This window comes from Spiroplasma litorale (genome assembly GCF_001267155.1).
GTDB classification, from domain to species: Bacteria; Bacillota_I; Bacilli_A; order Mycoplasmatales; family Mycoplasmataceae; genus Spiroplasma_A; species Spiroplasma_A litorale.
This window is the reverse complement of the sequence record NZ_CP012357.1, coordinates 379514-394091: the sequence shown is the minus strand read 5'-3', so window position 1 is coordinate 394091 and position 14578 is coordinate 379514. Positions and strand designations below refer to the sequence as shown.

Annotated in this window: 15 protein-coding genes and 1 tRNA gene; 2 read left to right on the top strand and 14 right to left on the bottom strand. The window is 23.8% G+C overall.

Going from position 1 to position 14578, the window contains the following annotated elements:
* Positions 1-4 precede the first annotated feature (4 nt).
* The 5 genes from SLITO_RS01955 to rdgB all read right to left on the bottom strand — a co-directional run bounded on the left by SLITO_RS01955 (position 5) and on the right by rdgB (position 5780).
* Positions 5-1657, bottom strand: a complete 1653-nt coding sequence (locus SLITO_RS01955; RefSeq protein WP_075058106.1) for a vWA domain-containing protein — start codon at positions 1655-1657, stop codon at positions 5-7.
* A 29-nt stretch (positions 1658-1686) separates the two neighbouring features.
* A complete protein-coding gene (locus SLITO_RS01950) occupies positions 1687-3210 on the bottom strand; it encodes an AAA family ATPase (RefSeq protein ID WP_158500617.1) in 1524 nt (507 codons plus the stop codon).
* A gap of 65 nt (positions 3211-3275) precedes the next feature.
* Positions 3276-4637, bottom strand: a complete 1362-nt coding sequence (locus tag SLITO_RS01945) for a DEAD/DEAH box helicase (RefSeq protein ID WP_075058105.1) — start codon at positions 4635-4637, stop codon at positions 3276-3278.
* Between the two features lie 10 nt (positions 4638-4647).
* Positions 4648-5181: a tRNA (cytidine(34)-2'-O)-methyltransferase gene (locus tag SLITO_RS01940; protein ID WP_144416395.1), complete on the bottom strand. Its 534-nt coding sequence runs from the start codon at positions 5179-5181 to the stop codon at positions 4648-4650.
* A gap of 2 nt (positions 5182-5183) precedes the next feature.
* Positions 5184-5780 (bottom strand): RdgB/HAM1 family non-canonical purine NTP pyrophosphatase, encoded by a 597-nt coding sequence (rdgB, locus tag SLITO_RS01935; protein WP_158500616.1) that lies wholly within the window; start codon positions 5778-5780, stop codon positions 5184-5186.
* 55 nt (positions 5781-5835) lie between these two features.
* On the opposite strand from rdgB, the gene SLITO_RS01930 reads away from it, so the two are divergent.
* On the top strand, positions 5836-6651 hold the full coding sequence (locus SLITO_RS01930; RefSeq protein ID WP_075058102.1) for a phosphotransferase: 816 nt from the start codon (positions 5836-5838) through the stop codon (positions 6649-6651).
* On the opposite strand, the gene SLITO_RS01925 is transcribed toward SLITO_RS01930, so the two are convergent.
* The 8 genes from SLITO_RS01925 to truB all read right to left on the bottom strand — a co-directional run bounded on the left by SLITO_RS01925 (position 6641) and on the right by truB (position 12273).
* Complete coding sequence (locus SLITO_RS01925) at positions 6641-7360, bottom strand: DxFTY motif-containing membrane protein (protein ID WP_075058101.1); 720 nt, start codon at positions 7358-7360, stop codon at positions 6641-6643. The two genes, SLITO_RS01930 and SLITO_RS01925, sit on opposite strands and share 11 nt — an antisense overlap.
* A gap of 72 nt (positions 7361-7432) precedes the next feature.
* Positions 7433-7506 (bottom strand) — tRNA-Gly (locus SLITO_RS01920).
* A 96-nt stretch (positions 7507-7602) separates the two neighbouring features.
* Positions 7603-8352: a MurR/RpiR family transcriptional regulator gene (locus SLITO_RS01915; protein WP_075058100.1), complete on the bottom strand. Its 750-nt coding sequence runs from the start codon at positions 8350-8352 to the stop codon at positions 7603-7605.
* Between the two features lie 9 nt (positions 8353-8361).
* Positions 8362-9288, bottom strand: coding sequence for a tRNA (adenosine(37)-N6)-dimethylallyltransferase MiaA (miaA, locus tag SLITO_RS01910; protein ID WP_075058099.1), 927 nt, complete (start codon positions 9286-9288; stop codon positions 8362-8364).
* A gap of 202 nt (positions 9289-9490) precedes the next feature.
* Entirely contained in the window at positions 9491-10057 is a 567-nt protein-coding gene (locus SLITO_RS01905) for a hypothetical protein (RefSeq protein WP_075058098.1), read from the bottom strand.
* Between the two features lie 197 nt (positions 10058-10254).
* Positions 10255-10521, bottom strand: coding sequence for a 30S ribosomal protein S15 (gene rpsO, locus SLITO_RS01900; protein ID WP_075058097.1), 267 nt, complete (start codon positions 10519-10521; stop codon positions 10255-10257).
* Positions 10522-10544: 23 nt separating this feature from the next.
* Entirely contained in the window at positions 10545-11363 is an 819-nt protein-coding gene (locus SLITO_RS01895) for a nucleotidyl transferase family protein (protein WP_075058096.1), read from the bottom strand.
* Complete coding sequence (truB, locus tag SLITO_RS01890) at positions 11356-12273, bottom strand: tRNA pseudouridine(55) synthase TruB (RefSeq protein ID WP_075058095.1); 918 nt, start codon at positions 12271-12273, stop codon at positions 11356-11358. Before truB ends, SLITO_RS01895 begins: the two co-directional genes overlap by 8 nt.
* A gap of 114 nt (positions 12274-12387) precedes the next feature.
* Here truB and SLITO_RS01885 point away from each other — a divergent pair, with 114 nt between their 5' ends.
* Complete coding sequence (locus tag SLITO_RS01885) at positions 12388-12912, top strand: hypothetical protein (protein ID WP_075058094.1); 525 nt, start codon at positions 12388-12390, stop codon at positions 12910-12912.
* Positions 12913-13231: 319 nt separating this feature from the next.
* Here the strand turns inward: SLITO_RS01885 and SLITO_RS01880 are convergent, their stop codons facing one another.
* The gene (locus SLITO_RS01880) at positions 13232-14572 is read right to left on the bottom strand and encodes a hypothetical protein (RefSeq protein WP_075058093.1); all 1341 of its coding nucleotides are present in this window, start codon (positions 14570-14572) and stop codon (positions 13232-13234) included.
* Positions 14573-14578: the final 6 nt, after the last annotated feature.

Genomic DNA, 14578 nt, shown 5'->3' with positions numbered 1-14578 from the left:
CATTCTATGCTTCATTTTCAAGCTCTTTTAACTTACGTTTTTTCTCTTCTAGTTTTTTAAATTTTGGTGATTCTTTTTGAACTTCTCTAAACCTTTTTTTGTCTCTAACAGCATTTAGTTTTGCAAATTGTTCATCCCTGAATGCAACCTCTTCATCTTTAAGTTCCCTTAAATCTCTTAAAGTATCATTTAGTGATTTAACAATTTGTGTTGTAGCATATGGATCATTAGGGTCATAATACATAACATTATCAAAAACTTCTTGAGTTTCAACATTCGGCATTGTGCCAACAACTAATGAATGAAACCTATTATAATTTTCTTTAAGCTCTGCAATTTTTTTTCTTATTGAATTTGGTGGCGAATCCATCATAAAATCTGAAATCATTATTAAGTCAGCTCTTCTAAATTCTTCTGTATGCATTTTTTCAACCATTTTTAAAAATGCTTTTTTTGAATTGGTTCTACCATAAAAAGATTTAGATAAAAAGTCTAGTAATTTTTTAATATTTAAATGCTTTGCATTAATACTAAATTCATCAACATATTCATTTGCAAAATTTATAAATAAAAGATCTCTTTCTTCTTTTAATGCAACTTTTGAAACAGCTAATGCAAGTGCTTTTGAAATATATTCACCAGCACCTTCCATTGAACCTGATGTATCGATGCAAATTATAAATTTACCTTGTTCTAAGGGTATAGGAGCCTCGTATTCGACTTCTTCAATATCATGCTCAATAACTCTTTCGTTAGATTCAAATAAAAAAGTTTGTAATTGTGATTCTATATACTTTTTAAAAAAAACAATTTCAAAATCTTCATCAAATAAACTTGCAAATTCCATTGGTAATAATCTTTCAATGTCTTTTGAAGTTGTTAGACCAACTATTTCTTCAGGGTTATATGGTAGTTTTTTATATGTTGGATAAGTTACGATTTGTTCTGTTATGTTTTTTTCCATTAAGTCATCTTCACCATTTAAACGACCTAAAAGTTCTGCAATTCTTAATATCGATGGATCTTTATATAAAAATTCAGCAAACCTAGATATTGATTCAATATTTTGATTTTTAAGTTCATCTTCAATATTAGCTAACTTTCCAAAAACGTCATACATTGTTTTATAAATTTTTGCATATCGCCCATAGTTTTTTATAATTGAATAAACTTCAACTAAATAGTTATATCTTAAATCTTCTACTGCTTTCATTCTAAAATCTAGGATTCTTTTAGTAAGCATAAAAGTCCAAGTTCTAAAAAACTCAGTTAATCAATCTCTTCCTTTTAACTCAAAATAACCATTTTCTATTTTTCATTCCATTGTATCAATATAAGTTGAAAAAGGTGAATCGAACTCAATTAATTTACTCTTTAATAAACTTAAGTTATTTGCGAAGCTAACTTCATCAAATTTATCAGAAATATAGTTATAATAAATAATTTCTTTTCTTATTGGTTCGGGTAATTTAATTTGTTTAATGGTTGATAAGTTTGAAGCGCTATAAAAATTATTAATTTTATCATCTAATTGTTCGGCAGCAAATTCATTTTGCTTTTTAAACATTAAAAAATCACTATTGTGTAAATCTTTTTGACGTAATTTTTCAATTTCTTTGTTAATTTCACTCATTGGGATTTCAGAATCAAATTTCATAATCGCTCCTTAAAATAAAACAATATTTTTTAACTTATAGCACTCATTTCAGAATTGTTATTAATTTGAGAATTATCTAATTGTTGACTATCCTCTTTAAGCTTTGAATCGAAGGCTTCTGCAATTCTTTTATTGTATTCGTCATTAAAAAATATACATTTCATTTGAGTATATTTTTTATACTCTGATAACATCTTAAATGATAGTTCTTTATACTTTGCTTCAAATTCTTTTAGTTGCATACCTAAATTTTTAATTTGATTATTGTATTCCATTGAACTTTCATTATTTAATTGATATTTTTTGTTTTCATTAACAAATAAAATTTGGTCTGCTTTATATGCACGTACCAACGTTTTTTGTGTACCTACATATTTCATTTGATTAGGTCCAAAATGTAAATCCATTTGAAAGTTCTCTGAAGGTAAATTTCGCATTTTATTTCAATCTGCCGCTGAAATGAAACAACATTTATGTTCACTACCTCCATCAGTAAAGTTAATTAAATAATAAGTCCCAGTTAATTTATTTTTGAAGGGATTGTCAAATGGTGTTAATCTTAAAAATTGAGCTTCAATTTGTCCAATTTGTGAATTAATTACATCAAGTTGGTTTAATAAATTATTTTTTTCAGTTCTTCATTCTAAACCAAATTGTTCAAGAAATGCAGATGTAAATATATTCTTATACTTTTCTTCTTGATCTACATTATCTCAAATGCAATATGGAATTATAAATAAATCAGGTATATCGGCTTGTGCTCTACCATTATAAAATGCACTTGTTTTTATTAAACCAGATATTTTTTTTCAACGTCTATCTGATATATAAGCTTCACCATTTGTATCTCTATGTAATTTATTTCTAAAGTAGTGAATAAAATCAAGTACTTTTCTACTTAATCTAACTTCTTTTAACTGTTTTCTTCATGCATTTAATTCTTCTAAAGTAATTTGAAGATTTGGGTCAACTTCTACATCTAGAGATGATTCCCCATCAAGTAATTGTTCGAAGTTATCTTTATTAGTTAGTCCTGTTGCAACATAACGAATTAAAAATCTATCAAATAGAGCTTCAAGCCCTTCACCTTCAGCAGGTAATTCATTTGAAGCTGAGATTAATAGTTTAAGTGGAACTTTGATATCAACTCCACCATTTCTGAATATTTTTTCATTTATTATAGTAAGTAATGTATTTTGTATACTTGGTCCTGCTTTTCAAATTTCATCTAAAAATCCTATATTTGCTGATGGAAGATATCCGTCAACAACTCTTACATATTTACCATCTTTTAAAAGTCTTAAATCAATTGGACCATATATTTCTTCTGGTGTTGAAAACTTACTCATTAAGTACTCAAAATTTGTACCACCTGAAATAACAAATTTCATTCTACGTGAAATAAGTGATTTGGCAATACCTGGTTTTCCAAGTAAAAATATTGATTCTTCACCTAACAATGCTAACATTGCTAATTTAAAAATGGTTTCTTTTTCATAAACCTGGTAAGATACTTCCTTCAATAATTTTTCAATTCTTTCGCTAATTTCCATAATAACCCCTTTAAACATTAATATTATAAATTAAATTACTTTACATTAATACTATATGAAAATTATTATTCTTCAAATAAATCTTCTCTTCTTTTTATGTATTTTGCTTTTTTAATTTTTTCAATTGATTCTTTAATGTGTTTTCTTTTTAACTGTTTTTTAAATGTTTCTATTTCAAGTTTACGCTTTTTTTTGTAACCTGGTTTAATTTTTTTTGATTTATATTTGTTTATTATTTTACTTGTCTCAGTCGCAAGTGCTGAGTTTTCTTTGGGTTGTTTTTTTTGTTTTTGTTCGATTTTTATCAATTCACCGTTTACTAATTTCATATTTGTAAAAGAAATATTTTTAGTTTTTAATTTATTAATTTTATCTTGGTTATCAGAATTATGAAGAACATAACTTATTCCTTCATATTTATTTCTTCCTGTTCTCCCACTACGATGAATATAATAATTTAAATCATTTGGTAAATTAACAGAAATTATGTGACTTACACCATCAATGTCAATTCCTCTAGCAGCAACGTCACTTGCTATAATTCATTTAAAATCCATATTTTTTATTCTTTTTTGTATTATTACTCTTTGCCTTGGATCTAAATCACCATGCAATTCTGTAAAATTATCAATCTTGAACTCTTTAAATCAGTTTACAATACTTTTAATTTCCTCTTTTTTATTTACAAAAATAATACAAACATAGGGATTTATTTTTTCTGTTAAAATTCTAATAACTTCCTTATTATCTTTATTTCTAGTTCATATTAATATATGTTCTATATTTTTGTTAGTTGATAAATTTTCTAAATTATTTATGTAGTGTGCATTTTTTAGATATTTTTTTAAAAAAGGTTTTAATTCATTATTTAAAGTTGCAGAAAATAAAGATATATTGCATTCTTTGTTGATCTTTGATAATAAAAAATCTACTTCATCTATAAAACCAAGGTCAAATATCATATCACATTCATCAATAATTACATAATTTGAAGTTGTTAATTTTAAATAATTTTCTTCATATAATTTTTTAAGTCTTGAAGGGGTTCCAATTACAATTTGTGGTTGTTTATCTAATAAAGAATTAGTGTGTTTTTCAAAATCTTCTCCACCAACAAACATTGAAACATTTATATCATTATTAAATTTTAACAATTCTTTTGTGTTGTTAAAAATTTGTCTTGCAAGTTCTCTTGTTGGTGTTATTATTAAACACTGAACTTTTTTTTCTTGTTGTTTTATATTATTTATAACAGGTAACAAAAAAGCATGAGTTTTACCAGTACCTGTATGAGATTGAGCAATTACAGAAGAATATTTTTTTAATAAAGGTATTACTTTATTTTGTATTCCTGTTGGTTCTTTAAAACCAATTTCGACAATTGCATCATTTATAAATTTTTTAAATCCAAACTTTTCAAAACTCATCTCGCACCTCTTAATTGCTATCTATTTTTTCTATATAATCTGAACCTTTTTCAACTTCAACTTTACTTAAATTTAAGTAGTCTCATTGTCTTAAAACTTCATATGAAGCAATACCAACACAATTTGAGATGTTTAAACTTCTTCCATTATCAACCATAGGGAATCTAAAACAATGATTAATATTATTTTTAAGTAAATTTAATGGTAGCCCAGTAGATTCTTTACCAAAGAATAAGTATACTTCTTCATTTATTTCATTAAAATTAAAACTACTTAAAGGTTTTTTTCCGTATCTCGTCAAAAAAAAAGATTTATTAGGTTTAACTTTATCAAAAAAATCATTTAAATCATCATATCTTTCATACTCACAAGCTTCAAAATTATTAGCACTTGTTCTTGCAAAATTTCTTTTATCAAATATAAAACCAAATGGTTCAATTAAATGTAATTTAGCATCAATGAGTGCGCAAGTTCTCATAATTGCACCAACATTTGCTGCAATTTCAGGTTCAAATAAAACTATATTAACTTTTCTCATTTTAATCCTTAACTATAATTTTTAAAAAAATCTATAAATTTATCACAAGCAATTTTTCTATGGGATAGTTTATTTTTTTCTTCAAAAGACATTTCTGCAAGTGTTAAATCACTATTGCATATAGAAAATATTGTATCATAACCAAACCCTTGTGAACCTTTTTGTTTAAATGATATATAACCACTTAATCGACCTTCAAATGTTTTTTCAACATTATTGATCGGATCTACAAAAGCTATGACACAAGTGAAATAAGATTTTCTTTGATCAATAGAATTTAAATTATTGTTAGACATTTTTTTTAATATCATTTCATTAATTATTTTATAATCTTCTATAGGAAGAGCTCATCTCGCTGAATGAACACCTGGAAAATTATTTAAATTACAAATAGATAAACCTGAATCATCTGCAATAACAATTTTATTTGTAATATTTGCAACATACCTTGCTTTTTGTAATGCATTATCTATAAATGTATTACCATTTTCGGGTAATTCTTCATCAATCCCCATGTCTTTTAAACTATATAGATTATTAACATTTAATAAACTTTTAAATTCTTTAATTTTATTTTTATTATTAGTTGCTAAAACAATGTCCAAATATAAAAACCCCTTTAATGATACAATATTTATATAATATCACATAAGAGGAACTATGGAAAAAAATACATATATTGGTTTAACAAACAAAATAAAGGTAAAGAATGATTTAATTATTAAAAATTACAAAATTAAAAAAAATGATTACTTAGATAAAAAAAATGAATTTGAAGTATTGAATGTTTTAAAAAGTATTGACCAAAATGTAATAATAAAAGCAGAAAAAATGGTATTAAAAAAAACAAAATTAATTTCTTATTTTAAAATTTTAGAAGGATATTTAAATTTATCAAATGTAGAAATTGAAGACTTTCATGTTAGGAAGGTAACTGAATTGATAAATTCTTTTCACAAAATAAAAGATGAAAGAATTAACTCATTAAAACAATTTAATTATAAAAGTACTTTAGATTATTTTTATAAAAAAATAAAAAAACCTTTTTTTAATTTAGATAAATACTATAAAAATATAGTTTTAAAAATTGACACTGTTAAGGGATTAAAAAAGGTTTTGTCTCACAATGATTTAGTTCCTGGAAACATAATGTTCAAAGACGATGATTTTATTCTAATTGATTATGATTTTATTACACTTAATGATAAATTTTTTGATTATGCAAGTTTTATAACTGAAACACTTAATGATAATGAAGAAAATATAAAAATATTTATAAATCAATTAATAAAAAAAAGAATGATATTGCTTGATAAAAGCGAATTAGATAAATTAAATTTTGTTATTAAATATCAAGATTTATTATGAACTTTATGAGCTAATTATATGTATGAGAACAAAGGAGATGAAATATATAAAGAAATTTACTCAAATAAATTTGATAGACTTAAAAATAGAAAACCTATTACTTTTTAAATTTACTATTTTTTTCAATTTCTTTTAATCTTTGTTTTTCTTCTTTTTTATCAAGTTTTAAATTTATATTTTTTTCCTTTTCTTTTTTTTTGAGTTCGTTTTCTTTAATTTTTTCTTCAAGTTTTTCTTCTAAACTCTTTTTAAATTTTTCTAACTCTTCTTTTTTCTGCTCTCTATTAATTATAAATTTGCTGTATCTTTGTGCCTTGATAAGTTTGTTTGTAGGTATTATTTCACCATTTTTATATGCTAAAAGCATTTGATCGTATTCTTCATTTTTCTTGATAACTAGATTATTAAAAAACATCGTAATAAAAACTGAAATTGGTAAAAATAAAATTGCAGTTGCAAAAATAATTATGAATTTAACAAATATTCAAAAAGATTCATTAACTATGAATATACCAATAATGTATAACATTATTAAACAAATTGTAATAGTTAATGAATATGTAAAATTATCTGCCTTATGAAACTTTGAGTAATAAAAAATTGTTGTAGTTACAAAAGAATATATAAAATAAAAAAATAAAACTAAGAATATATATAATGCCTTAGGATTTGGGAGATTGTTTTTAAAAGAATATGAAAAGTCATATCCTATTAAAAATCATATTAATAGTCCTGGTATTATAGATTCAACAGTTATAAATAATAAACTTTTAAAAAATGGTGTTTTACAATCACTGAAATTTTTGAATATTCTCATAAATAATTCCTTTATATAATTATATACTTTAAAATAAAAAAAACTCTTTACTAAGAGTTGTTAATTTCTATTTGGAGCGGGTGAAGGGAATCGAACCCTCACAGTCAGCTTGGAAGGCTGAAGTTCTACCATTAAACTACACCCGCATTACAATCACATTAATAATAATATATAATCTACAATACTATGTCAATAAAATATCCTTATATTTTTAATTTAAAATATATATTTATGTAAAAATACTAAAATGATTCAGATACTTTTAAAAACAATGTAATAAGTGCGTATGCTCTATATTTATATAAAAAATTATTATCTTTGAAATTTATAACCATTGAATTTGCTTGTTGCTCATCTGATAATTCATAAATATTATTTGGTGTTGTGATTATAAATAGATCATTTTTAAAATTTAATAAGTATTCTATTGTTCTATCTAATGTTTCTGTATCTCTACCTGATAAAATAACAAGGATAAGTTCTCCTTTAAATTCTCTAGATCTAGCCATTTCTAAGCTAACTGATAAATCAACAAGCTTTACATCTTTTCCTGCGTTTGTTAAAATATCTTCAAGATATTTGCATGAATAAATAGCTTGTGACGAAGGACAAATTCATAGTTTTTTAGTTGATTTAATTTTTTTAACTAATTTTTCGATAAATTCATTATTATTTTCAATTCATGAATATATTTCATTTATGATTTTAGATTTCTCAATATCTTGCATGCTTTCGCCAACTTGTTGTGTTTGCATTCTTTGTTCGTATTCAACTCTAAGTCTTATTATTAATTCTTTATAACCTTCACATAAACAAGCTTTAGCAAACTGAGTTACAGTTGCAAGCGAAACAAAACAAGACTCTGAAATTTCATACTGAGTTTTAAATATTCCTAAATGTCAATCACTTAATATTTGTTTTCCTATTATTTTAAAAGTTGTATTTTTATTGTCTTTAACTATATTTTCTATTCTTTCATATACAGAAACCATAATAAACCCCTAATCTAACAATTTATTTTTTAAAAAAAGCAAAATTTTTTCACATATGTTTTCAAAATCATCATATGTATATTCAAATCAATTAACATCTTTTAACTGGTTTTTAAATCAAGTCAGTTGTCTTCGTGCATAATGTCTATTATTTTTTTGCATTAATTCAATTGATTCAGGGTATGATATTTGATTATTAATGTATTTAATTATTTCAGGACCACCAATACATTTAAGGGCTTGAGATAATTCATTTTTTGAGCATTTTTCATATGCCTCAATAATTTCTTCAAACAATCCCTTTTCAATCAAATTCAAGACCCTATCGTTAATTTTATCATACAATTCATTTCGAATTGGGTCTAATCCAATTATTATAATATTTTTATAATAATAACTTTTATTATCTTTAATAATACTTGATTTATTTCTACTATTTAATTCGTTTATTTCTAACGCCCTTAAAACTCTATATCTATTATTAGGATGTATTTTATTGGCTTCTTTCTCATCAATTTTATATAAAACTTTTCATAAGCTCTCATTATCTAAATTACTAAACTGTTCTGAATAATTATTTATATGATCTTTATTATTAAAGTTATAATTCATTATTAAAGCATTTATGTAAAGGCCAGTTCCCCCAACAACAATTGGCATTATGTCTTCCTTTAATAAATTATCAATTATAACTCTTGCTTCTTTTTGAAATTCCGCAACAGAATAATTTTCATTAACTTCTTTTATTGAAATCATATGGTGTTTTATTCCTTGCATTTCCTCAATTGATATTTTGTTTGTTGCAATGTCAGTACCTTTAAAAATTTGTGTTGAATCTGCGTTTATACATTCTCCATTAAATTTTTTTGCTATTTTTATAGACAAATCAGTTTTACCACTTGCAGTCGGTCCTACAATTACAACTATCGGCTTCATAAATACCTCACACTTTATTTAAACAAAAAAAAAAAAAAAATACTTCCACCCGCTATAAAATGCATGAGAAAGGAAATATTTATTTATTGAGCGGTTTTAAAAAATCTCACACAAACGTTAAGAATAACAAATATTCTTGGTGTCCTTACGGACAATATAATTATATAATAAAAAAATATTTACATATGTAAATATTTTTTTATTATTTTTTAGTTTGAGTTGGATTCATAGTATCTCTAATTTCAATATTAATTTTCTTAGGTTCAACCACTGATGGTTGGAATAAAACAGTTTTTCTTGTTTTAGCCAATGTCATACCATGAATTTTTACTTCTTTTTTGTAATTAAATAAACCAGTAACATCTTTACCACCTGTTACTACAGCTGTTCATTGTTCAAAAGGTTTACGTTTAACTTTTGCGTTCATTCAGTGCATTGCTACGATGTTGTTTACATCATCAACTTCACCTTCTGCGTCTATTAATGCGAAAACTCAACCAAATTCAGACTCAAGATTAAATTCATTAATTTTAATAATTGCTCCGGCTACATCTTGTCTGTAAATAGCAGAATTAGTTGCAGACACATTATCTGTTTTTTCTCAAATAAATTTAGCTTGTCCCTCTGATAATTTAGCTACTGTACTTGGGATTTTAACAGGTTTTGGGTCGCTGACTTTTTTTCTTGTTTGAATATGCTCAACTCTTTTTTTATTTGAAGCAGCTCTTTTTATCGCTGCTTTGTCAGTTCCATTTTTTGAACTTGCCATTTCTTGCACCATCTTTCTAATAAATTAAATTTTAATGTTTAAGCATAATAAACACCAAAACATATATTTATTATACACTATTTTTGTGCATTTAAATAGCACTCATAGCATAAAATTAAATTTATCAATAATATTTTATCATTAATTATTTATTTTATATAAAAAAACTTTGCAAATGATAATGCAAAGGATATAGATTATTTTCTTATGTTTAATTTTTCAATAATACTTTTATATCTATTTACATTTTTTCTCAATAAGAAATTAAGCAAGTGTCTTCTTTGAGCAACTTTTTTCAATAAACTTCTTCTTGAAGTAATGTCTTTTTTATGTAAATTTAAATGTTCAGTAAGATTTTGAATATCTTTAGTAAGAATAGCTATTTGAACTTCTGCACTACCTGTGTCATTTTTATCAGTTCCGAAATTCTTAATTATTTCAATTTTTTCCTCTTTTGATACCATATTTTTTCCCCTTTTATCTATAATTAAATGTAAATACAAAGTAATGATTTTAGGGTTTGATCAAGACAATGTAAAAACACTTTTTTATTATATCAAATAATATAAATATTTATTAGGAAATAAAAAAATGCAACTAAAGTTGCATTTTGATTTAATATATAATTATTTTTTAAAAACACTTTTGTTTTAATATTATTAATTAATATTAAATATCACCCATCTTTTATTTTTATACTCGTACTACTTATAAAATACTTATTTGTTTTCTTAACATAAGTTATTGTTATTCTAAATTTATCGCCTAAAATTTTATTAATTTTTCTAATACAACCTTTTTTTAAATAATCTTTAATTAATGAAGAAGAAACTTTTTTATTTCTTTTATATACAAATATATTGTTTTTTCCAAAAAAATTATTTAAATCATCAATACTACCTTTTTTATTATGTCCGAATTTGAAATCCTCACCTATAACAATTTTTCTTATATGTAAAATATTAAATAAAAAATTACAAAATTCATCTTTATCAACTAAAATAGTTTTTTTGTTGACTTGTATTTCAATTAAGAAGTCTGGATTATACTCTTTTTCAAAAAAATCATACCTAATATGAGATTTATATAGATATTCATCTCTATTAAGAATGAAATTACTTATTTTTTTTGAAAAAGTTATTATAGTTCATCCATAATTAAACTTTTTTGCCAATTTCTTTGTTTTCAAAATAATTTTTTTATGGTATTTATGTATTCCATCAAAAAAACCAATACACGCAACATAGTTTTTATTTAGTATACTTAAATCGTCTTTAACATTAAAATCAGTTTCAATTTTAATCATTCAATCCTTCTTTTTCAGCATCTGTCAATAAACTTTGATCAATATTACTTCATAGTCCTCTTTGACACTTGTAAATGTTTTGAGCAATATGTTTATAAATTGCAATAACTTCTTTATTATTATCAATAATAAAAATGAAAGGAAAATTAATGCCGTTCAACTCAATAGTTCTCCCTTGAAGAATATCACTTTTTTTATGATATTCAACTAAACTATGACCATTCAACATTAAACTATCATATACTGATATGATATCTTTCTCTTCAACCTCTTCAATTGTTTTTGCATCATTTATGCTAAACTTACCACATTCCACTCTGTTCAAAGAAGACATAGTAGCTAAAAAACCAATACTTTCAGCCATATCAGTAATTAAACTTCTTATATACGTTCCCTTACTACATGAAACATCAAGACTTAACTTTCCATTTTTTTGATCAAAATCAATTAGTGTACATTTTTTTATTGTGACTGTTTTAGGTTTTATCTCTACTTCTTTTCCAGCTCTTGCATATTCATAAAGTTTTTTACCCTCTAATTTTGTTGCAGAATACATTGGTGGGTATTGTTCGTACATATAACCATCATATTTTTCAATCATTTCTTTTATAAGTTTTTTATCAATTTTTTCAAAGTTTTGAGTTTCAACTACGGTTCCAGTTATGTCCATGGTATCTGTTTTTGTAAAAAAGTCCATTGTTACGATATATCTTTTATCGCTGCTTAATAGGTAATTTGATATTTTGGTAGCTTGATTTACTAAGACAACCATTAATCCACGAGCCATTGGGTCAAGCGTTCCTGCATGACCTATTTTATCTATTTTAAATTTTGCTTTCAACTTTTGTATTAAATTATTTGATGTAATACCTTTAGGTTTATCTATTAAAAAAATACCAGATTCATTCATTGTTATACGCTCCTTTATTACCATATAATTCTATTATACATATTGCTGGCCATAAGAATACCTTATATTTAATATAATTTTATGATATAATTAGTACTAAATAAGGGTGAATGTATGAGAATTAAATCAGATTTTTATAAAGAAATAGAAGCTGAATTTAAAGTAATTTCAGAAAAAGAACATTTAGGTAATGGCGGAAACGCAATGAGTAACTTAAGTACCAAGATGTTTTATTTATCAAAACACCAGTTTAACTCATTTGATGATTTTGATCAAGCATTAGTAACAGAAATTGCAAATACTTTGCAATCACTTGAGGATATAATTGTAAAAAAAGCTTTTGAATACCAAAGACTTGCAAAAGAAGCATATAAGGAAGATATCGATCCACAAAAATGAATTGACTTCGCTCAAAAAGAAGCAAGTGAATTAAGTTATGATTTATATTCAGAAAAAGAGTTGAAATATTTAAGATATTTTCATATTGTTTGGTTAACATGAATATTCTGTGACGCTGAACTTAAAAAATTAAGAACTAATGTAAGTAGAGATTTATATCATAATATTGGTTCAGCTGAAAAAGACTATGTTAAAAAAAGAAGTGAAATTATTAAAAGTAAAAGAAGCGAAGATAGTTAAAAAAAAATGCCGATGGCATTTTTTTTGATTATGAATTATATGTGAAAATAATTAATTACATTTAAAATATTATTTGAATTGTTTTAACTATAAAAAACCGGGATCTTGTTTTTTATAGAATTTATTAGAAGGAATAAACATATATCTAAAATTTTATTATTTGTAATTAATTAAAATGTAGTGAACTACATTTGAATGGTTTTTTTCAACTTATAAAACCATATTAACTGATAATGAGGAATGAGATTTAATTCCTCAATAAAAAAATACCATATTTTTAATAAAAAATCAAAAAAATTCCAAGAAATAAATTTCATTTTTAGAAATAATTTTTAATCAACCAATCGTTACCCTTTATTTTGTCTATGGAACTTAAAATATAAGCAATTAACTCTTCGATCTTAAAACTATTAAAAAATGAGTATTTTTTATCAAAAAAAGGTTGCAAATACTTTAACATTAAATTATATTTTGTAAGTCAAATATTTGCGATATGATTTAATTCATTTATAGCTTCCCTAGTTTTTGTAGTTTTTATTTCTAATTGCAAATTATCACTTAATTTTAAATAAAGATTGTTAGATTTTGCCACTAGTCATTTTTTAAAAAGAATAAAATTGGGTATTCCAGTTTTTATAACCGGAGTGACAATATAATCCATACCTTCATCTTTATATTTTGTTCAGATAACTTCTGAAAAACCGTCAGTTTCAGATAAATTATCTCTCATAAATGTTTTTTCATTATAATTATTTGCGTCAAAAATTTTAATTCTAGATATGTAGTTTTTTGGTAAACTAAAAGTTGAGTATGTATTTTGACTTCATCTTGAAATATCTTCAAACATCTCTTCATCAATAAATCCATTAGATTTAAAATAATAAGTATTAGTTGAATTTCATTTGGCAAATATAAAGTATATTAAATCTTGAAAACTAATGTTTAACTTTATTCATTTCCTTAATCTTGATGGAGATAAAAACTTTGTCACATTTAATTGACTATTATCAGAATTATAGTTTTTATTTACAAAATCATCAATCGATCTACATATGTACTCATAAAATCATCTTAATATAATCATATCAATGTTATAAGTGTACTCAAATTCTTTCTTAATTATATAATTGATTAATCTTTTTAAAGAAAATAATAATCCCGAACTAATTTTGTTTGCATAAATAAAATCTTTTTGCAATTGTATTGCCATTTCTTCAAAATTTTCGCCATTTTTATCTATTACGTAAAAAGATCCAGTTTTATACTTTTTGTATAATATACTTATTACCCTGAAATTTATTGTTACATTTTTATACTTATAAATAATATTTATATAACTATTCTTTTTATGAGTGTGAATTTCAGAAATTGAATTTATGTTTTTTAATATTTCAATAAACTGATCTTTTAACAAATCATGACTATTATTTTTTTTACTGTTATAACTTATTATTGAAAGGTCAAAATTAAGGATTTTATTATTAGAAGTATAAGTTTCATATGCAAAATCCCCCATTTTTTTTATATCTATATTAAATTTATTAACTTCAGATTTCAACATTTTAAAATTTTCATTAATAAATGTTTTTAAATCTTTTCTTTTAAAAGTTAATTTTTTAATTGAATCGTTAAACTTGTTAATTTCGTAATTTAATTTCATAAATAC